This window comes from Allobranchiibius sp. GilTou73, from assembly GCF_021391335.1.
GTDB lineage: Bacteria > Actinomycetota > Actinomycetes > Actinomycetales > Dermatophilaceae > Allobranchiibius > Allobranchiibius huperziae.
On the sequence record NZ_CP090051.1, the window covers coordinates 2,183,106 to 2,202,208 of the forward strand.

Annotated in this window: 17 protein-coding genes; 7 read left to right on the forward strand and 10 right to left on the reverse strand. The window is 70.4% G+C overall.

Annotated elements, in window-relative coordinates; all coding sequences use genetic code 11:
• Positions 1–3 precede the first annotated feature (3 nt).
• A complete protein-coding gene (gene dxs, locus LVQ62_RS10830; protein WP_233761549.1) occupies positions 4–1,875 on the forward strand; it encodes a 1-deoxy-D-xylulose-5-phosphate synthase in 1,872 nt (623 codons plus the stop codon).
• A gap of 156 nt (positions 1,876–2,031) precedes the next feature.
• Positions 2,032–3,243, forward strand: coding sequence for a formaldehyde dehydrogenase, glutathione-independent (gene fdhA, locus LVQ62_RS10835; protein WP_233761550.1), 1,212 nt, complete (start codon positions 2,032–2,034; stop codon positions 3,241–3,243).
• A gap of 78 nt (positions 3,244–3,321) precedes the next feature.
• Here the strand turns inward: fdhA and LVQ62_RS10840 are convergent, their stop codons facing one another.
• Entirely contained in the window at positions 3,322–3,801 is a 480-nt protein-coding gene (locus LVQ62_RS10840; RefSeq protein WP_233761551.1) for a GNAT family N-acetyltransferase, read from the reverse strand.
• Between the two features lie 106 nt (positions 3,802–3,907).
• Between LVQ62_RS10840 and LVQ62_RS10845 the strand changes: the two genes are divergently transcribed.
• Complete coding sequence (locus LVQ62_RS10845; RefSeq protein WP_233761552.1) at positions 3,908–4,258, forward strand: helix-turn-helix domain-containing protein; 351 nt, start codon at positions 3,908–3,910, stop codon at positions 4,256–4,258.
• A 14-nt stretch (positions 4,259–4,272) separates the two neighbouring features.
• On the opposite strand, the gene LVQ62_RS10850 is transcribed toward LVQ62_RS10845, so the two are convergent.
• From LVQ62_RS10850 to LVQ62_RS10885, 8 genes are all read right to left on the reverse strand, one after another.
• Positions 4,273–4,869, reverse strand: a complete 597-nt coding sequence (locus tag LVQ62_RS10850; protein WP_179481286.1) for a ClpP family protease — start codon at positions 4,867–4,869, stop codon at positions 4,273–4,275.
• On the reverse strand, positions 4,866–5,486 hold the full coding sequence (locus LVQ62_RS10855; RefSeq protein ID WP_233761554.1) for a ClpP family protease: 621 nt from the start codon (positions 5,484–5,486) through the stop codon (positions 4,866–4,868). Before LVQ62_RS10855 ends, LVQ62_RS10850 begins: the two co-directional genes overlap by 4 nt.
• A gap of 135 nt (positions 5,487–5,621) precedes the next feature.
• The gene (locus LVQ62_RS10860) at positions 5,622–6,410 is read right to left on the reverse strand and encodes a glycerophosphodiester phosphodiesterase (RefSeq protein ID WP_347813781.1); all 789 of its coding nucleotides are present in this window, start codon (positions 6,408–6,410) and stop codon (positions 5,622–5,624) included.
• An 89-nt stretch (positions 6,411–6,499) separates the two neighbouring features.
• Positions 6,500–8,029, reverse strand: coding sequence for a UDP-N-acetylglucosamine 1-carboxyvinyltransferase (locus tag LVQ62_RS10865; RefSeq protein WP_179481281.1), 1,530 nt, complete (start codon positions 8,027–8,029; stop codon positions 6,500–6,502).
• A 164-nt stretch (positions 8,030–8,193) separates the two neighbouring features.
• Complete coding sequence (locus LVQ62_RS10870; RefSeq protein WP_233761556.1) at positions 8,194–10,314, reverse strand: 3-hydroxyacyl-CoA dehydrogenase NAD-binding domain-containing protein; 2,121 nt, start codon at positions 10,312–10,314, stop codon at positions 8,194–8,196.
• Entirely contained in the window at positions 10,314–11,549 is a 1,236-nt protein-coding gene (locus tag LVQ62_RS10875) for a thiolase family protein (protein WP_179481276.1), read from the reverse strand. Before LVQ62_RS10875 ends, LVQ62_RS10870 begins: the two co-directional genes overlap by 1 nt.
• Positions 11,550–11,609: 60 nt before the next feature.
• Positions 11,610–12,920, reverse strand: coding sequence for an HRDC domain-containing protein (locus tag LVQ62_RS10880; protein ID WP_233761558.1), 1,311 nt, complete (start codon positions 12,918–12,920; stop codon positions 11,610–11,612).
• On the reverse strand, positions 12,917–13,510 hold the full coding sequence (locus tag LVQ62_RS10885) for a DUF3000 domain-containing protein (RefSeq protein ID WP_179481271.1): 594 nt from the start codon (positions 13,508–13,510) through the stop codon (positions 12,917–12,919). Before LVQ62_RS10885 ends, LVQ62_RS10880 begins: the two co-directional genes overlap by 4 nt.
• Positions 13,511–13,732: 222 nt before the next feature.
• On the opposite strand from LVQ62_RS10885, the gene LVQ62_RS10890 reads away from it, so the two are divergent.
• From LVQ62_RS10890 to hemE, 3 genes are all read left to right on the forward strand, one after another.
• Positions 13,733–14,542 carry an isocitrate lyase/phosphoenolpyruvate mutase family protein gene (locus LVQ62_RS10890; RefSeq protein ID WP_233761560.1) on the forward strand — a complete coding sequence of 270 codons (810 nt, stop codon included), beginning with the start codon at positions 13,733–13,735 and terminating at the stop codon, positions 14,540–14,542.
• Positions 14,539–15,390: a DMT family transporter gene (locus tag LVQ62_RS10895; protein ID WP_233761562.1), complete on the forward strand. Its 852-nt coding sequence runs from the start codon at positions 14,539–14,541 to the stop codon at positions 15,388–15,390. The genes LVQ62_RS10890 and LVQ62_RS10895 overlap by 4 nt, the downstream gene beginning before the upstream one ends.
• Before the next feature lie 478 nt (positions 15,391–15,868).
• The gene (gene hemE / locus LVQ62_RS10900) at positions 15,869–16,915 is read left to right on the forward strand and encodes a uroporphyrinogen decarboxylase (protein WP_233761564.1); all 1,047 of its coding nucleotides are present in this window, start codon (positions 15,869–15,871) and stop codon (positions 16,913–16,915) included.
• On the opposite strand, the gene LVQ62_RS10905 is transcribed toward hemE, so the two are convergent.
• Positions 16,872–17,573 carry a YitT family protein gene (locus LVQ62_RS10905; RefSeq protein ID WP_233761566.1) on the reverse strand — a complete coding sequence of 234 codons (702 nt, stop codon included), beginning with the start codon at positions 17,571–17,573 and terminating at the stop codon, positions 16,872–16,874. The two genes, hemE and LVQ62_RS10905, sit on opposite strands and share 44 nt — an antisense overlap.
• A 62-nt stretch (positions 17,574–17,635) precedes the next feature.
• Between LVQ62_RS10905 and LVQ62_RS10910 the strand changes: the two genes are divergently transcribed.
• Complete coding sequence (locus LVQ62_RS10910) at positions 17,636–19,066, forward strand: PLP-dependent aminotransferase family protein (RefSeq protein WP_233761568.1); 1,431 nt, start codon at positions 17,636–17,638, stop codon at positions 19,064–19,066.
• The last annotated feature ends 37 nt before the right edge of the window (positions 19,067–19,103 follow it).

Here is a 19,103-nt window from a genome sequence, read left to right on the forward strand (position 1 = left end):
TACGTGGGTTTGCTCGATGGCATCAACGAGCCGGGTGACGTGCGCGCGATCCCTGCTGAGCAGCTCGACGCATTGGCTGCCGAGATCCGCACCTTCCTGGTGGAGTCGGTGTCCAAGACCGGCGGACACCTCGGCCCCAACCTGGGCGTCGTCGAGCTGACGATCGCGCTGCACCGGGTCTTCGACTCACCGCGGGACACGCTGGTCTTCGACACCGGGCACCAGTCCTACGTCCACAAGCTGCTCACCGGCCGGCACGACTTCTCCGCGCTGAAGAAGCAGGGCGGTCTGTCGGGTTACCCGAGCCGCGCCGAGTCCGAGCACGACGTGGTCGAGAACTCACACGCGTCGACGTCGTTGTCCTGGGCCGAGGGCATCGCCCACGCCCGGGTGCTGCAGGGCCAGGGCGACCGCCACACCGTGGCGGTCATCGGCGACGGCGCCCTCACCGGCGGGATGGCCTGGGAGGCGCTCAACAACATCGCCGTCAGCAAGGACCTGCCGCTGGTCATCGTCGTCAACGACAACGAGCGGTCCTACGCGCCCACCATCGGCGGGCTGGCCGCCCACCTGGCGACTCTGCGGACCACGCGTGGCTACGAGCGGGTGCTGGACTGGGGCAAGTCGACCCTGCAGCAGACCCCGGTCGTCGGGCAGGCCATGTACGAGACGCTGCACGGCGTCAAGAAGGGCATCAAGGACATCGTCGCCCCGCAGCAGGGGATGTTCGAGGACCTCGGCATCAAGTACGTCGGTCCGATCGACGGCCATGACGAGCAGGCCGTGGAGATGGCCCTGCGTCGCGCCAAGGACTTCGGCGGACCGTGCATCGTGCACGTGATCACCCAGAAGGGCCGCGGCTACCAGCCGGCGATGGACGACGAGGCCGACCAGTGGCACGGCATCGGCAAGTTCAACCCCGAGACCGGGCTGCCCTTCGAGGTGTCCGGCCGGATCTGGACCGATGAGTTCAGCGACGAGATGGTGCGCGTCGGTGCCGAACGCGCCGACGTCGTCGCGATCACCGCGGCCATGCTCATCCCCGTCGGTCTGGACAAGTTCGCCGCGGCGTACCCCGACCGCGTCTTCGACGTGGGCATCGCCGAGCAGCACGCCGTCACGATGGCCTCCGGTCTCGCGTACGCCGGTCTGCACCCGGTCGTCGCGGTCTACGCCACCTTCCTCAACCGGGCCTTCGACCAGTTGCTGATGGACTGCGCGCTGCACCGCCAGGGCGTCACCTTCGTGCTCGACCGGGCGGGCGTCACCGGCTCGGACGGACCGTCGCACAACGGCATGTGGGACATGGCGATCTCCTCGATCGTGCCCGGGCTGCGGCTCGCCGCGCCGCGCGACGGCGAGCAGGTGAAGCTGCAGCTGCGCGAGGCCCTCGACGTGTCCGATGCGCCGACCGTCATCCGCTTCCCCAAGGGGGATGTCGCAGAACCGCTGACGGCGGTGCGCTCGGTCGGTCCGCTCGACGTCCTGCACGACGGACCTGCGGCACCTGATGTCCTGCTCGTCGGCGTCGGCGCCATGTGCGCCACGGCACTGGGCGTGGCCGAGAAGCTTGCGGCACAAGGGATCTCGACATTGGTCGTCGATCCGCGCTGGGTGCTTCCGGTGGCCGACGAGTTGGTCGAGCTGGCGAGGTCGGCCCGCCATGTGGTCGTCATCGAGGATAATCTGGCGACGAACGGCGTCGGTATGGCGGTGACCGCGCGGCTGCGCGCGGCGGGCTGTGAGGCACCAGTGCACCCGTTCGGCATCCCCAAGCGGTTCCTCGACCATGCTTCGCGCGGGCAGGTGTTGGAGCAGATCGGCCTGACCTCCGACGTCATCGCGACGGACCTGATCGGGCGCATCGCGCACTGACCCCTAGGCGCCTGCCCGCGCGTTCCCTCGGAGCCGGCGATCGCCCACGGCGGCCCCTCGATGCTGCTCGGTCCATATACGCCGCACAGGCCGGATCGCTACGTTGGTATGACCGAGGTCACATGTGTGTGACGTCCGAGCAGGAAGGTCGCGATCATGGCAAGCAACAGAGTCGTCGTCTACAAGGGTCCGGGCGAAGTCGCCGTCGAGGAGATCGACTATCCCTCGCTCACGCTGCCGGACGACGTGGTGTCGGGGTTGAAGCTGAAGAAGGACGCGCCGCACGCCGCCATCCTGCGGCTCGTGACCACCAACATCTGCGGGAGCGACCAGCACATGGTGCGCGGCCGGACGACCGCGCCCGTGGGGCAGACCCTGGGCCACGAGATCACCGGCGAGGTGGTCGACGTCGGTGACGACGTGCTCTTCGTCAAGAAGGGCGACATCTGCTCGGTGCCGTTCAACATCGCGTGCGGCCGGTGTCGGATGTGCAACGAGGGCAAGACGGGTATCTGTCTCAACGTCAACCCCGCACGTGCAGGTGCAGCGTACGGATACGTCGACATGGGCGGATGGATCGGCGGCCAGGCGGAGTACGTGATGGTGCCGTACGCCGACTTCAACCTGCTCCCGTTCCCCAATCGCGAGGAGGCGATGGAGAAGATCCTGGACCTGACGATGCTGTCGGACATCTTCCCGACGGGCTACCACGGCGCGTATACCGCGGGCGTCACGACCGGGTCGACGGTGTACGTCGCGGGCGCAGGCCCGGTCGGTCTGGCCGCCGCGCACGCCGCGCAGCTGCTCGGAGCGGCTGTCGTCGTGGTCGGAGACATGAACGCCGAACGCCTCGCTCAGGCCAGGAGTTTCGGATGCGAGACGGTCGACCTCTCCGGCGGCGACGAGTTGGTGGACCTCATCGAACAGGTGGTGGGCGAGCGCGAGGTCGACGCCGCGGTCGACGCTGTCGGCTTCGAGGCACGCGGGCACGGGGCGGACGCCGACGAGGCTCCCGCGACGGTGTTGAACGACTGCATGACCATCGCGCGTGCGGGCGCCGGTATCGGCATCCCTGGGCTCTACGTCACGGGCGACCCGGGCGCGGCCGACGACAACGCCAAGGAAGGCACCCTCGGCGTCCGGCTCGGTCTCGGTTGGGCCAAGTCGCACTCGTTCATGACCGGTCAGTGCCCGGTCAAGCAGTACAACCGCCAGCTGATGAACCTGATCCTGCGCGACAAGGCGCAGATCGCCAAGGCGGTCAACGCGACGAAGATCAGCCTGGACGAGGCACCCACGGGCTACGCCGATTTCGACAAGGGCGCGGCGAAGAAGTACGTGATCGACCCGCACGGGATGGTTGCCTGACCGACCGGCACACGGCCACTCTGACGGTGTTTCGCACGGTTGACGGCGTTCGAACGCCGTCAACCGACGCGAACGCCGTCAGGGTGCGGCCGCTTCCTCACGGCGTGCGCTCCATGAGCAGGGGGTGGTCGCGAAACCGGCGCGGTGGTAGACCTGCACCGACTTCGGCCGGGAGTGCACGATGACGCGGTCCGAGCCGGCGGTGCGCGCCCGCTCGATCAGGGTGTCGACCAGCTGTGAGCCGATCCCGCGCCCCCGGTGGCTCGCCGGTACGTACACCGACTGGATCTCGGCCACCCAGCGGTCACCGGTCGATGGTCGCGGCGGCCGGGGTGTGCGCACCAGGAACGCCATGCCGACGATGGCTTCACCCTCCTGCGCCACCCAGCACGTGTGGGTCGCCTGCTGCGCGCCGATCCAGTCGGCGAAGGTGCGGACGAACTCGTCGTGCTCGTACGCCGGGGCGTCGCCGTCCTCGATGTCCCACGCCCATCGCAGCTCGCCCGCCGCACGCCAGTCGTTCGGACCGGACTCTCGAATCGTCAGTGCGGACACCATGGTTGCGAGCCTACCGAGGCTGCGAGGTCGGCCTGGAACCGAGACGGGCTGTCTGCTCGCAGCAGAATCCGTCCACCGCACCGGCGCCGCGGCCTAGTCTCGCCGTATGCGAGGTGTGGTGCCCTTCCCGTCACCGGACGACGCGCGCGTACGACGTGCGGCGCGCCGGGGTGAGCCGCTGTGGCGCCAGCTGCTGGGACAGCAGCTGCGACGGGAGCGGACCGCCCGCGCCGAGCGGCTGGCGGACGTGGCCCGCCGCGCAGGGGTCTCCCCGCAGTACCTCTCGGAGGTCGAGCGGGGTCGCAAGGAGCCGTCGTCGGAGATGTTGGCGGCCATCGGCGGAGCACTCGACCTGACGCTGCTCGACCTGACCTCGCGCGTGCGCGACCAGCTGGCCGCTGGCTCGGGCGCACCGAGCTCGACGTCCCGGCAGGCGGAGCTTCGTCTGGCCGCCTGAGCATGCCCCGCCACTCACGCCTTCCGTGAGGCGATGACGGTGTCGACCACGCCGTACGCGCGGGCCGCGTCGGCGGTCAGCACTAGATCCCGCTCGGTGTCGCGCCGGACCTGCTCGGGCGTGTGCTCGGTGTGCTGCGCCAGCAGCTCCTCCAGGAGCGTCCGCACGCGGTCGACCTCCTCGGCCTCCAGGATCAGGTCCGGGATCGCCCCACGTCCCTCGGCTGCCGGCGCATGCAGCACCACCCGACCGTGCGGCAGCATCTGCCGGTATCCGGGTGCGCCACCGGCGAGCAGCACGGCCGCCGTGGAGACGGCCTGACCCACGCAGGTCGTCTCGACCCGCGCGCGGACGTACTGCATGGCGTCGTAGATCGCGAGCATCGCCGAGATCGATCCGCCGGGGGAGTTGATGTAGAAGTTGATCGGCTGGTCCGGGTTGTCCGATTCCAGGTGCAGCAACTGCGCGATCAGCACGTTGGAGACGCCGTCGTCGATCGCCGTGCCCAGATAGACCACCCGGTCGGCGAGCAGCCGGCTGAACACGTCGACCGTGCGGTCACCGCCGCGTTCGCTGCGGGTCGTGACGTAGGGCACCGTGTAGGAGCTCATCGCGTCGCCCCCAGTCCGGCGGTGCGGGAGGCGATGGGCCCGACCTGGTCCATCGACTCCACGATCGCGTCGATGAAGCCGTAGTCGAGGGCTTCCTGCGCCGTGAAGAAGCGGTCGCGCTGCGAGTCGCGCTCGACGGTCTCGACGTCCTGGCCGGTGTCCTGCGCGACCAGCGCCAGGACCGTGTCGCGGGTGTGCCGCAGCTGTCCGGCCTGGATCGCGATGTCCATCGCCGTGCCGCCGAAGCCGGCCGAGCCCTGGTGCAGCAGCACCTGGGCGTGAGGCAGCGCGTACCGCTTGCCCTTGGTGCCCGAGCTCAGCAGGAACTGTCCTGCGCTGTACGCGGCGCCGAGCGCCACCGTGCTCACGTCGTTCGGGATGACCCGCATGCAGTCGCGGATGGCGAGCATGGCCGAGACGGAGCCGCCGGGGGAGTTGATGAGCAGCCGGATGTCGGCGTGCGCGTCCTCGGCGGCCAGCAGCAGCAGCGCGTTGCAGAGCCGATTGCCGTTCGCCTCCTCCAGCGCGGCGCCGAGCAGCAGCGTGCGCCGTTGCAGCAGCCGTCGTTCCAAGTCGGCGTCCAGAGGATTGACCGTGGGTGTCTCGTCGTCACTCATGCGAACGACGTTGCCACCGCTGCGCATTCGCTGTCAGGTCACGCTGCTGACAGCAGATCCGCTACCGGCGTAGGCGAGTGTCCGCACCATCGCGCATACGTCCGCACGGAACCGCGGACACTCGAGGGACGGCGCTCAGACCTCGTGCCACTGACCGCGTGTGATGAGCACCTCGCGCAGCAGGTCGGCGCGGTCGGTCATCAGCCCGTCGACGCCGAGGTCGAGCAGGCGGTGCATCGCCGCCGGCTCGTCGACGGTCCACACGTGCACCTGGGCGCCGGCCCTGTGTGCCTGGCGGATGAGCGTGCGGGTCAGCACCGGCAGCTTGCGGGTGTGCTCGGGGATCTGCAGGCAGTCGACGGCTCCGATCGGCGTACGCGCCAGGGGTGTCCGTCCGAATGCCAGGGCAACCCCGACGAGCACGGGGCTGGCAGTGGTGGCCACCGGACGGGTCAGCCGCGCGAGGACCGATCGCCGTCGTCGGTCGGAGAACGACGCGACGCACACCCGGTCCCACGCGCGGTGCCGCTCGATCGCGTCCGCGAGCGGTGCGACAGCAGCGTCGGACTTGCAGTCGATGTTCAGACGTAGCTGCGGCCACGTCTCGAGCAGCTCGTCGAACCGGGGGATCGGCTCCACCCCGCCGATCCGAGCCGTCTCGACCTCGCGCCACGGCAGGTTCACGATCGCGCCGCTACGCCCGGCGACCCGGTCGAGCGAGCTGTCGTGGAAGGCCACGAGCACCCCGTCGGCGGTCGCGTGCACGTCGGTCTCGACGTACGCGTACCCCAGGTCGACGGCGGCGCGGAACGCCGCCATCGAGTTCTCCAAGCCGTCGCGGGAGAACCCCCGGTGGGCCATGGCGATGGGGCCCGGCCAGTCCAGGTACGGCGTACGCGGCGTCACGTCGGCGCGTCCCCTCACGTTGGTCTCATCCGCCCGGTGATGCACTCGGTTGTCAGCGGATTCGTGGCATCGGCGCCGTGAATCCGCTGACAACCGCGCGGCACGGATCAGATGTCGCGGAAGGACTGGATGTCAGCGCCGAGCGCGTTCAGCCGGGTGTAGATGTCCTCGTAGCCACGGTTGATGACGTAGACGTTGCGCAGCACCGACTCACCCGGCGCGGCCAGCATCGCCAGCAGCACGACCATGCTCGGCCGCAGCGCGGGCGGGCACATGACCTCGGCGGCGCGCCAGCGGGTCGGGCCCTCGATGAGCACCCGGTGCGGGTCCATCAGGTGCACCTTCGCGCCGAGCGGCGTGAGCTCGGTGAGGTAGATGGCGCGGTTCTCGTAGACCCAGTCGTGGATCATCGTCTGTCCCTCAGCGACCGCGGCGATCGCAGCGAAGAACGGCAGATTGTCGATGTTGAGGCCCGGGAAGGGCATCGGGTGGATCTTGTCCTTCGGCGCGACCAGCGGGCCGGGAATGGTGCGCAGGTCGGCGAGGCGGGTGCGGCCGTTGGCGGAGGTGTACTCCGGCGACAGGTCGTACTTCATCCCCATGCTGGCCAGCAGGGTCAGCTCGATCTCCATGAACTCGATCGGCACCCGCTTGATGGTGATCTCCGAGGTGGTGACGACGGCGGCCGCGAGCAGCGACATGGCCTCGATCGGGTCCTCGGACGGGTGGTACTCCACGTCCTGGTCGATGTGCGGGCGGCCGTGCACGATCAACGTCGTGGTGCCGATGCCGTCGATGCGCACCCCGAGCTTCTCCAGGAAGAAGCACAGGTCCTGCACCATGTAGTTGGGGCTGGCGTTGCGGATGGTGGTGGTGCCGTCGAAGCGCGCCGCGGCGAAGAGCGCATTCTCGGTGACGGTGTCGCCGCGTTCGGTGAGGATGATCGTCGCTCCAGCGGCGACCTCGCGGTTGACGGTCGCGACGTAGTAGCCGTGGCTGGCCTCCACCTGCAGACCGAACGCCGACAGCGCGTGCATGTGCGGCTCCACGGTGCGGGCGCCGAGGTCGCAGCCACCGGCGTTCGGCAGCTTGAAGTCGTCGAACTCGTGCAGCAGCGGGCCGAGGAACATCAGGATCGTGCGGGTGCGCTGCGCCGCGGCCTCGTCCATCGCATCCAGGTCGAGGCGGGCCGGCGGGGTGATCTCCAGGTCGCTGGAGTCGGGCAGCCACCGGGTCTTGACCCCGATGGAGTTCAGCACCTCGGTGATCCGGTTGACCTCCTCGATGCGCGCGAGGTTGCGCAGCGTGGTCTTGCCCTTGTTCAGCAGCGAGGCGCACAGGCAGGCGACGGCGGCGTTCTTGCTGGTGCGCACGTCGATCTCACCGGAGAGCTTGTGACCGCCCTTGATGCGCAGGTTGAGGGGGGTGTTGGTGGCGACCTGCACGACCTCGGTGTCGAGGGCCTCGCCGATCCGGGCGACCATCTCCAGGCTGAGGTTCTGCTTGCCCTGTTCGATGCGGGCGACCGCGCTCTGGGAGGTCTGCAGGGATTCGGCGAGCTCGGACTGGGTCAGCTTGCGCTGGCGGCGGGCGTCGCGAATGAGGGTGCCGACGCGGTCCAGGTAGTCATCCGTCATGCGGCGAGCGTATCTCATATATGAGATAACGACGAACGCCGCCGACCGGCGTGTCGCGGGTCGGCGGCGTTCAGCAGGATCGGGGGTGGAGCAAGTGCCTCATCGAGAGTACGGGTGCGCCACGTGAAGCGCACACCCGTACTCCCGACGGTAACGGCAGCGGGCTACGCCGGGACGCTGGCCACGCCGGGGGCGAGGAACCGCTCGCCGGTGACCTTCTGCGAGATCCCGGTCCGGTCGAGCAGGGGCGTGACCCCGCCGTTCCAGAACGGGAAGCCGGCGCCGGTGATCATCGCGAGGTCGATGTCCTGCGCTGCTGCCACGACGCCCTCGTCGAGCATCCGGCGCACCTCGTCGCCCAGCGCTGACAGCGCGCGGTCGCGAACCTCCTGCTCGGTCAGGACGGTCGGATCGGCGGGGGCCTCGAACAGGTCGAGCACCGCCGGGTCGATCGTGCCGTCCGCGCCGTAGAAGCTGGTGATCCTCGCCTCGACGACCCTGGCCAGGTTGGGCGATGCCTTGAACCGGTCGGGGAACGCGCCGGCCAGGGTCTCGCTGTTGTGCAGGGCGATGGCCGGTCCGACCAGGCTGATGAGCATGAACGGCGGCATCGGCGTGAGGCCGCCGAACGCGCGCTCGACCACCTCGATCGGGGTGCCCTCGTCGACGATCGCGCCCGACTCGCCCATGAAGCGGCCGAGCAGCCGGTTGACCACGAACGACGGTGAGTTCTTGACCAGGATCGAGGTCTTCTTCAGGCCCTTGCTCGTGGCGAACGCCGTTGCGAGAGTGGCGTCGTCGGTCGCGTCGCCACGGATGATCTCCAGCAGCGGCATGATCGCGACGGGGTTGAAGAAGTGGAAGCCCACGACGCGCTCGGGGTGTTTCAACTCCGCGGCCATCTCGGTGATCGACAGCGACGAGGTGTTCGTGGCGAGCACGCACTCCTCGCCGACCACGGCCTCGACCTCGGCGAAGACCTGCTTCTTGACCGACATCTCCTCGAAGACGGCCTCGATGACGAAGTCGGCGTCGGCGAAGGCCTCCTTGGTGACCGACCCGGAGATCAGCGACTTCAGGTGGTTGGCCTTGTCGGGGGAGACCCGGCTCTTGGCGAGCAGCTTGTCGATCTCATCGGTGCAGTAGGAGACGCCCTTGTCCACGCGCGCCTGGTCCAGGTCGGTCAGGACGACCGGCACCTGCAGGCGACGGGCGAAGAGCAGCGCCATCTGGCTGGCCATCAGACCGGCGCCGACGACGCCGACCTTGGTGATCTTGCGGGCCAGCGACTTGTCCGGGGCGCCCGCCGGGCGCTTGGCGCGCTTCTGCACCAGATCGAAGGCGTAGAGCCCGGCGCGCAGTTCGTCACTCATGATCAGGTCGGCCAGGGCGTCGTTCTCGGCCTCGAACGCCGTGGCGCGATCCGCCGTACGCGCGGCCCTGATGAGCTCCAGCGCCCGCAGCGGGGCCGGGGCGGCGCCACCGGTGCGACCCTCGACCTGGCCGCGGGCGGCCTCGATCGCGGCGTCCCACGCGGTCTGGTCCAGGTCGACCTCGCGGCGTTCGACCTGTTCTGTGCCGGCGATGACACCGGCGGCGAAGGCCAGCGAGTCCTCCAGGAAGGTCACCGGCTCGAGCAGCCTGTCGGCCACACCGAGCTCGAACGCCTGCTTGCCGCCGATCATCTTGTTGTTGGCCAGGGGGTTGGCCACGATCAGCATGAGCGCGTCCTGGACCCCGATGAGCCGCGGCAGCAGGTACGTGCCGCCCCAACCGGGCACGAGCCCGAGGAAGCACTCCGGCGTGGCGTACGCCGGAACGTCCGCGGAGATCGTGCGGTAGTCGGCGTAGAGCGGCAACTCGACACCGCCACCCATCGAGGCGCCGTTGATGAAGCCGAAGGTCGGCACGGGCAGGTCCGACAGCTTCTGGAACGTCGCATGCCCGAGGCGGGCGATCTCGTACGCCTGCTCCCGGGTGGTGATCGACGGGACCCCGGTCAGGTCGGCACCGACGGCGAAGATGAACGGCTTGCCGGTGACGCCGGCGCCGACGATCTCGCCGGCCTCGGCGCGCGCGTGCAGCGTGTCGAGGGCCTCGCTCAGTTCGCGCAGGCCCTGCGCGCCGAAGCTGCTGGGCTTGGTGTGGTCGAAGCCGTTGTCGAGGGTGATCAGCGCGAATGTGCCTGCACCGCCGGGCAGTTGGAGGTCACGCACGTGCGCGTGGGTGACGACCTCGTCGGGCTGGGTGAGCTGCTGCGTCTGGTCCTGAGTGGTCGTCGTCATCAGGCGGCTCCGTCCGTGGTGGTCTGGATGCTCGGGACGTAGTCGGCGTGGTGCGGGTTCTCCCAGATCACCGCGCCACCCATGCCGATGCCGATGCACATGGCGGTGAGGCCGTAGCGCACCTCGGGGTGCTCGGCGAACTGGCGCGCGAGCTGGGTCATCAGGCGCACGCCGGAGGAGGCCAGCGGGTGGCCGACGGCGATGGCGCCGCCCCACGGGTTGACCCGCGGGTCGTCGTCCGCGATGCCGAAGTGGTCCAGGAAGGTCAGCACCTGCACGGCGAAAGCCTCGTTCAGCTCGAAGAGGCCGATGTCCTCGATCGAGAGACCGGCGTTCTTCAGGGCCTTCTCGGTGGCCGGGACGGGACCGATGCCCATCACCTCCGGCTCCACGCCGACGAAGGAGTAGTTGACCATCCGCATCGCGGCCGGCAGACCGAGGTCCGCAGCCGCCTGCTCGGAGGCGAGCAGACACGCGGTGGCGCCGTCGTTCAGGCCCGCGGCGTTGCCGGCGGTGACGTGACCGTGCGGGCGGAACGGAGTCTTCAGGCTCGCGAGGCTCTCCAACGTGGTGCCGGGGCGCGGCGGCTCGTCGGCGGTCGCGAGACCCCAGCCGAGCTCTGCGTGCCGGGTGGCGACGTCGACCAGGTCGGGCTGGATCTTGCCGTCGTCGTACGCCGCGGCGAGCTTGGTCTGGCTTCCGACGGCGAACGCGTCGCAGCGCTCCTTGGTGACCTCGGGGTAGCGGTCGTGCAGGTTCTCCGCGGTCGAGCCCATCACCAGCGCGCTCGGGTCGACGAGCTTCTCGGCGACGATGCGGGGGTTGGGGTCGACGCCCTCACCCATCGGGTGGCGTCCCATGTGCTCCACACCGCCGGCGACGGCGATGTCGTATGCACCGAACGCGATACTCGAGGCGACATTGGTGACGGCGGTCATCGCGCCGGCGCACATCCGGTCCACGGAGTAGCCGGGCGTGGTCTTCGGCAGACCGGCGAGCAGCGAGGCGATGCGGCCCAGGGTCAGACCCTGGTCGCCGATCTGGGTGGTCGCCGCGATGGCGACCTCCTCGACCTTCTCCGGCGGCAGCTGCGGCTGACGGCGCAGCAGCTCACGGATGCATTTGATGACCAGGTCGTCGGCGCGGGTCTGGGCGTAGATGCCCTTCTCGCCGGCCTTGCCGAACGGCGTACGCACGCCGTCGACGAAAACGACCTCTGACAGCGTGCGGGGCACGGCGCCTCCAGAGGATTGCAGTGGTGGGTTGGTCGAACTCCGCCACTCTAGACCGGATGGTTACTCGTCAGTAGCCGGGTGATCCTCGACGGCCTGCACGACCAGCGGCGTCACGGCGTCGACCTGCCAGGGGCGGGCGCCGTACGACGCCAGCTGCTCGCGAATCATGCTCTCGTCCCACACTTTCGAGGCGTTCCAGATCAGGCGGCGCAGGCTCTCGGGTGTGACGAGGTTCTCCAGAGGGACGCTGTGCTCCTCACCGAAGGTGCCGAGTCGGTCGCGCACCTGGGACAGGCGGGCGGCGGCCACGGGGTTGCGGTCGGCCCACGCCCGCACGGGCGGCGGACCGTCGCCGCGCACCGAGGCGGGAGGCAGCGCGCGCTCGGACATGACGCGCACGCGCTGCAGTGCCGCCAGCCAGTCGCGCTGGTAGCGCAGCAATCCGTGATGCGGCTTGCGGGACCTGCGTGGGGGAGCGCCGGGGGCGGGCGGCGCGGCGCCCAGGGCGCTCAGCTCCTCGGCCGAGGTCGGCGGGGTCGTGGCCATCGCGACGATGAGGGCATCCGGCAGCAACCGGCCCGGTGCGATGTCCTTGTCGCGAGCGAGGGCATCGCGCGTCTGCCACAGCTCGCGCACGCGAGCGAGGGCGCGGCGTTCGCGGATCTTGTGCATACCGGAGGTGCGGCGCCACGGGTCGGTGCGCACCGGCGGCCCGGTGAACGACAGCAGCGCCTCGAAATCCTGCAGGGCCCAGTCGAGCTTGCCGCTGGCTTCTAGGTCGGCGTACATCAGGTCACGCACCTGGGTCAGCACCTCGACGTCGAGCGCGGCGTAGCGCAGCCAGGGCTCGGGCAGCGGGCGGGTGGACCAGTCGGCCGCCGAATGCTCCTTGGCGAGAGTCACTCCCAGGTAGTGCTCGATGACGGCTGCGAGCCCGACGCGTTTGAGCCCGGCGATGCGACCGCCCAGCTCGGTGTCGAAGAGGGCCCGGGGGCGCAGGCCGACTTCGGCCAGGCAGGCCAGGTCCTGGGTGGCCGCGTGCAGCACCCACTCGGCGTCCCCGATGGCGTCGTTGACGGGCGACAGGTCGGGGCACGCGATCGGGTCGATGAGGAAGAGCCCGGCGCCTTCGCGGCGCAGCTGCACCAGGTAGGCACGGTTGCCGTAGCGGAATCCCGAGGCGCGCTCGGCGTCCAGGGCGACGGGTCCGTGACCTGCTGCGATGGCGTCCGCCGCGGCGGTCAGGGCCCGCTCGTCGACGATGACGTCGGGAACGCCGTCGGCAGGACTGTCCAGCATCGGGTACGACGGAGCGTCCTGCTCCGCCGCGCTCTCGGTCTCGACGGGCGCCTCGTCTCCGGTGGGTGTCATCGACGCTGGCCCGGCAGCGCGACCACGCCCTCCGGCAGCGGCGGCAGACCGGCGATCGTGCACAGCAGTGTGCCCCAGGCCTCGAAGTGCGCGCCCAGGCCGACACCGCCGGGCGCGACCGGGGTCCACGATGCGCGGACCTCCATCTCCACGCTCGTGCCGTTGTCGACCAGCCCGCCGTAGCCCTGCGACACCACACGGGTCACCGTCCCGGCCTCGGCCACGGCGTGCGCGTCACAGGACTGCAGGCTGTCGGTCAGCCAGCTCCACCCGACGTCCCCGAGCATCGGGTCGGTCGCCATCTCCGGTTCCAGCTCGGCGCGCGCGAAGCTCACCACGCGCCACGCGCCGCCCCACGCCTCGGGTTCGGACGGGTCGTGCAGCAGCACGAACCGGCCACTGGCCAGTTCGTCGTCGTCCTCGGTGCTGGACACGACCTCTGCCGTCAGCGCCACGGCGTACGGCGCGATGCGGGTCGGCGCGGGGACCTCGGTCAGACGCACCTCGGGGCGCAGGCCGACGGCCTCCACCTCGCGTGTCGCGCGCTGGAAATCCGCCGCGGCGTCACCGCCAAGGTTTCGGGTACCCACTCGTGCAGCGTAGGTCGTACATTCGCTCGAATCCCGTTCGACGCGCCGTTCCGCCGCGTCATGCCGCACGGTGGCAGTCGGCCAGGTGGGTCTGGGTCGGCATCGGGGATGTGCACGGTTTGCGTCCGCGGCCAGGACTGCAGCGCTGGCCGCCAACGCAAACCGTCAGCGCCGACGCAAACCTGCAGGCACCGCGCGGCCGTGGGCTGGCACGATGCTGCGATGAGCACCGTCACCACCGAGGACCTGCGCCGTCGCTACGCCGATCTGCACCGGGGCGGGACGTTCCTCATCCCCAATCCGTACGACGTCGGGTCGGCCGTGCTGCTCGCCGGCCCGCTCGGCTTCCCGGCGCTGGCCACCACCAGCTCCGGGCTCGCGGCAACCCTCGGTCTGGACGACCAGCAGGTGACGCGTGAGGTGCTCGTCGAGCACGTCACCGCGGTCTGTGCTGCCGTCGACGTGCCGGTGCAGGTCGATGCCGAGGATCTCTTCCCGCGGGATCCGGGCGGAGTGGAGCGCAGCGTCGAGCTGCTCGCGCAGGCGGGTGCCGCCGGTGTGTCCCTCGAGGACTACGACCAGTCCGCCGGCCGCGTGCTGCCCCTGGACGACGCGACGACCAGGGTGCGCGCTGCGGCGACCGTCGCGCACGAGCACGGGATGCTGCTGACGGTCAGGTGCGAGAACTTCCTCTACGACGCGGGCGATCTGCACGACACCGTCACCCGGCTGACGGCGTACCGGGATGCCGGTGGCGACGTCCTCTACGCGCCCGGCATCACCTCGGAGGAGCAGGTGCGCGCCGTGGTCGGCATCGGGGCACCGGTCAACGTCCTGCAGCTGCCTGGTGGACCGCACGTGTCGTCGTTGCGGGGGTGGGGCGTGCGCCGGGTGTCGCTGGGCGGCGCCCTCGCGTGGGCGGCGTACGGCGAGATGGTCCGGGCCGCAGGAGAATTCGCAGAGCAGGGGACGATGTCGTACGCCGACCGCGCCGTCTCGCGCGAACACCGGGACGCGTTCGGTCGCCGGTGACCTACCTGCTGGCTCTGCTGTCCAGCCTGGTGTGGGGCAGCTCCGACTTCGCCGGCGGTCTGTTCACCCGCCGTGCGCACGCGGTGCAGGTGGTCTTCGCGTCGCAGGTGGGCGGGCTGATCATCACGTGCGTCGCGATGGCGGTCGCGGTGAGCTCGGGCCACGCTCCGCAGAGCGGCCTCTGGCCGGTGTACGGCGCCTTCGCCGGGCTGTGCGGATGCGTCGGGCTCTGCGCGTTCTACGCCGCGCTGTCCTCCGGGACGATGGGAGTCGTCTCGCCGATCGCAGCGCTCGGCGCGATCGTGCCGGTGGTCCTGGGTGTCCTCGGCGGCGAGCACATCGGTCTGCTGACCGGTGCCGGGATGGCGCTGGCGCTCGCCGGCGCGGCCCTGGCCTCGGGGCCCGAGCTGTCGGGCGAGGTCTCCCGTCGACCGCTGGGACTCGCCGTGGTCGCGGCCGTTGGATTCGGACTGGCGCTCTACCTGCTGCACCAGGCGAGCGCCACCAGCGTGCTCGGTGGTCTGTGGGCGATGCGGGTGACGAGCATCGTGGCGCTCGGGCTGCTGCTCACGGTGTGGCGCACCCGCCCGGGCGGCATCCCCGGCCCGCACCTGAGCAGACGCCTGATCCCCCTGACGATGCTGTCCGGCAGCGCGGATCTGAGCGCCAACGCGCTCTTCGGGATCGCCTCGACCAGTGGAGCGGTCGGCGTGGTGAGCGTGTTGGGATCGCTCTATCCGGTGATGACCTTGCTGCTCGCGCGGGGGTTCCTGCATGAACGGCTGCGCCGGGTGCAGCTCGTGGGCGTGATGTGCGCCGTCGTCGGGGTGGCACTCACCGTGTCCTGAACGACGCGCGCACGTTTCGGGTCGAGCGGGCCGAGACGAGGACGCGGACGGCCGGCGCGGGTGCGTTCGGGACCGAGCGGGCTGAAACGACGTTGCGGCGCTGACAAACCACGGGGCAGCGCAAGGCGACGGCAGCGTGCCTGGTCCAGGCCGTCTGAAGACCGGCAGCCGACATCGAAAGCGACCGCGGCGCCGACAACCCACCGCGCCGCCGTACGCCGACGCAGGGAAGTGACCACCGCGCCGACATTCCACCCGACCGCCGTAACGCCGACGCAGGGAAGCGACCGCGCTGCCGACAACCCACCCAACCGCCGTACGCCGACGCAGGGAAGTGACCGCGCTGCCGACAACCCCACGCGACCGCCGTACGCCGACGTAGGAAAGTGACCGCTGCGCCCACAACCCACCCGACCCGCGGATGGCGGACGCGGACCGGTGGTTCTGGGCAGGTCGCCACGCGTGGAAGGATCGCGTCGTGACCTCCCAGGGCCCCGACACCGAGCTGCCACTCCTCATTCGCGCCGCGCGCGGGCTGGAGGTCGAGCGCACCCCCGTCTGGTTCATGCGCCAGGCCGGGCGGTCCCTGCCGGAGTACCGCGCGCTGCGCGAGGGCATCCCGATGTTGCAGGCCTGCCGCACCCCTGACCTGGTCACCGAGATCACCGTGCAGCCGGTACGCCGCCACGGTGTGGACGCCGCGATCTTCTTCAGCGACATCGTGGTGCCGCTCGCCGCGGCCGGGGTCGATCTCGACATCGTGCCCGGCGTCGGGCCGGTCATCGCGTCGCCGATCCGCGACCGCGCGGCGGTGGAAGCGCTGCCCTCACTGACCGCCGACCAGGTGCCCGACATCGCGCAGGCGGTGCGGCAGACGGTCGTGGAGCTGGACGGTGTGCCGCTGATCGGTTTCGCCGGAGCGCCGTTCACGCTGGCCAGCTACCTGGTCGAGGGCGGCCCGTCGCGCAACCACGAGCACACCAAGGCGCTGATGCACGGCGACCCGCAGACGTGGGATCTGTTGTGCAGCAAGCTCGCCGCCATCGCCACGACCTACCTGCGGGTGCAGATCGAGGCGGGCGCACGTGCTGTGCAGCTCTTCGACTCCTGGGTCGGCGCACTGTCGCGCGAGGACTACGTGCGCTACGTGCAGCCCCACTCCGCGGCCGTGCTCGCCGGAGTCGCGGACCTCGGCGTGCCCCGCATCCACTTCGGCGTCGGCACGGGGGAGCTGCTGACGGTGATGGGAGAGGCGGGGGCCGACGTGGTCGGTGTGGACTTCCGGGTTCCGTTGGACGAGGCGAACGCCCGCCTGGGTGGCCGCTATCCGCTGCAGGGCAATCTCGATCCGGCGCTGCTCTTCGCTCCGTGGGAGCCGCTCGAACGGTCCATCGACGCGATCTTGGACGCCGGCCGGGCCGCGCCCGGGCACATCTTCAACCTGGGGCACGGCGTGCTCCCCGACACCGACCCCGACGTGATCACACGGGTTGTGCAGCGGGTGCACTCTCGCTCGGCGCGTTGAGCGGGACGTCCAGCCGCACGATGCACCACGGCAGGAACGCCTGCACCAGAGGACCGATCGCGACGGCGTAGGCCAACGTCCCGAAACCGACCACGCCGCCCATCAGCCACCCGGTGCCGAGGACGGTCAGCTCGAGCGCGGTGCGCACCAGCCGCAGACTGAGGCAGGTACGCCGGTGCAGCCCCGTCATGAGTCCGTCGCGTGGACCCGGCCCGAGCTGGGCGCCGATGTAGAGCGCGCCGCCCGCGCCGTTGATCACGAGGCCGAGCGCGAACACCGAGATCTGAGTGGGCAGTCCGTGCATCGTGGGGATCACAGCGAGCGCGATGTTGGTGGCGACGCCGATCCAGATCGCGTTCGCGATGGTGCCGAGACCGGGCCACTGACGCAGCGGGATCCACAGCAGGAGCACCGGGATGCTGACCACGATGACCGCGGTGCCGAGGTCCATCCCGGTCAGCCGCGCGACGCCGTAGTGGAAGACGTCCCACGGGTCCAGGCCGAGCCCCGCGCGCACGAACATGGCCATGGCGACGCCGTACATCGTGAGGCCAACGAAGAGCTGCACCACGCGGCGCGGCAGTCGTCCGGCGCGCAGCTGGCCCATCGGGGTCAGGGCGGCGAGGGCTGCTCGTGGGGATCGTGGTGGTGCGGTCATGGTGCTAGTTTCGCAGCAAGTGGCCTTGGGAAGAAGGGCCAATCTGCACGAGGTGGATTCCTATGCAGCACATCACCGGCCGACGGCTCACGACGCTGCTGGGCGCGCCCGATCCGGGCCGGCCGGCCTACCTCTGGCTGGCGGACGGGATCCACGGGCTGGTGGCCGACGGTCGTCTGCTGCACGGCACCAGGCTGCCGAGTGAGCGTGAACTGGTCGACGCGGTCGGCGCCAGCCGCACGACGGTGACCCGCGCGTACGCCGTGCTGGGGGAGCGGGGGTACGCGGTCGCGCGGCGCGGGTCCGGCACCGTCGTGCAGTTGCCGGGCGGGCCGGTCGTCGGCGGCGGCGAACCGTTGCCCGGGTGGGTGGCGGACGACGGCGTGGGCGACGTGATCGATCTGCGGCGCGCCGCGCAGGCGGCGCCCCCGGGACTGCGGGAGGCGCTGGAGTCCGCGACGGCGCGTTTGCCGGCGTACGTCGGTGGCGCCGGCTACTTTCCGCTCGGGGTGCCGGAGCTGCGGGAGTTGATCGCCGCCAGGTACGCCGAACGGGGCGTGCCCACCGATCCCTCGCAGATCTTCGTGACCTCGGGGGCCCTGTCCGCGCTGGTCACGGTCTTCCGTGCCGTGATCGGTCGTGGCGACCGGGTGGTGATCGAGTCGCCGACCTACGCGCACTCCGTCGATGCCCTGCGCCACACGGGTGCGCGTCTGGTGCCGGTGCCGATCGGTCCCGTGGAGGTCGATCGCGAGGCGCGCGACCAGGCCCTCGCCGCAGGAGCCGGCGCCATGCTCGCCCTCCCGGACTTCCACAACCCGACCGGGCTGTCGCTGGACGACGACGACCGCGCCCGGCTGGCGCGCGTCTGGCAGCGCCACGGCGTGGTGGGGATCGTCGACGAGACGCTGACCGAGGTGTGGCTCGACGAGGCGCCCGACGTCCTGCCGATGGCGGCGCACAGTCGCGGCTGTGTGAGTGTCGGGAGCGCGAGCAAGACGTTCTGGGGCGGTCTGCGGATCGGCTGGATCCGCGCGCCTCGCGAGCTCGTGGGCGCGATCGCCGCCGCACGCGCGACCCTCGACCTGGGGGCGCCGGTGCTCGAGCAGCTCATCACCGCCGAATTGATGCGCACGAGCGCGACGTTGCACCCGGACGCTCGTGCCGGGTTCATCGAGAGCCGAGCCGCACTGCTTCAACTGGGAAATGCGTTGCCGCAGTGGGAGGTACGTGTGCCGTCCGGCGGCTTGTCCTTGTGGTGGCGGATGCCGAAGCCGCGAGCGACCCGTCTGGCGGCGATCGCACGGCAGCACGGCGTACTCCTCGATCCGGGATCGGCGCAGGCGGTGCAGGGAAGCGGGCTGGAGCATTACGTGCGTACGCCGTTCGCGCTCGCGGACGCCGCACGCGCGGCCGTCCCGGCGCTGGTGCGGTCGTGGGAGCAGATCGCCCAGGACGACGCGGGGTCACGCGGAGGAGGAAGGTCGCGCTGATCCGCGCATCAGCCCGACACCGTGAGTAGCTTGGGTG